Raw genomic sequence first — 855 nt, 5'->3', positions numbered from 1 at the left:
GCGGGGATCAGTGGTAGCCGGATGACGAATCGGGCGCCTCGGGGGGAGTCTTCGATTTCGATGGTTCCGTGGTGGGCGGTGATGACGGCGCGGCAGATGGCGAGGCCGAGTCCGCTTCCGCCGGGGTCGCGGCGGCGTCCGTCTTCGAGGCGGATGAAGGGTTGGAAGACGCGTTCGCGGTCGTGGGGGGCGATGCCGGGGCCGTCGTCGGTGACGGTGATGACGGCGTGGTCGGTGGTGTGGGTGGTGGTGACCTCGACGGCGGTGTCGGCGTGGCGTTGGGCGTTGACGAGGAGGTTGTTGAGGACGCCGATGAGTTGGATTTTGTTGCCGAGGACGGTGGCGTGGCCGGTGGTGTGGGTGCGGACGGGGGTGCTTCCGGTGGTGGGTTGGACGCGGGTGGCGATTTCTTCGGTGATGAGGGTGGTGAGGTCGATGGGTTGGGGTGCGGTGGGGGGTGCGGAGCGGATGCGGGCCAGGACGAGGAGGTCGTCGATGATGGCTTGGAGTCGTTCGGTGGTGGTGAGGGCGGTTTGGATGGTGGTGAGGGGGTCGACGTCGGTGGGGTAGAGGAGGGCTTCTTCGAGTTGGGTGTGGAGGCCGGCGACGGGTGAGCGGAGTTCGTGGGAGACGACGGAGGCGAATTGGCGTTGTTGTTCGACGGCGGCCTCGAGTCGGGCGAGGGTTTTGTTGGAGGTGCGGGCGAGTTGGGCGATTTCGTCGCAGCCGGGGGGTTCGGGGACGCGCATGCTGAGGTCGGACACGGTGATCTCGGCGGTTTTGGCGCGGATCATCGCGACGGGGCGCAGGGTGCGTCCGACCACCCACCAGGTCGCCCAGGCAGCGAGCGCCGCC

Annotated in this window: 1 protein-coding gene; it reads right to left on the bottom strand. The window is 68.2% G+C overall.

Annotation, left to right across the window (positions count from 1 at the left end; genetic code table 11):
• The coding region (locus Psi02_RS39785) for a HAMP domain-containing sensor histidine kinase (RefSeq protein ID WP_203981093.1) at window positions 1-855 on the bottom strand (855 nt) is incomplete at both ends.

The organism is Planotetraspora silvatica (assembly GCF_016863315.1).
GTDB lineage: Bacteria > Actinomycetota > Actinomycetes > Streptosporangiales > Streptosporangiaceae > Planotetraspora > Planotetraspora silvatica.
The sequence above is the reverse complement of the archived record's forward strand: the minus strand, read 5'-3'. Positions and strand labels throughout refer to the sequence as shown.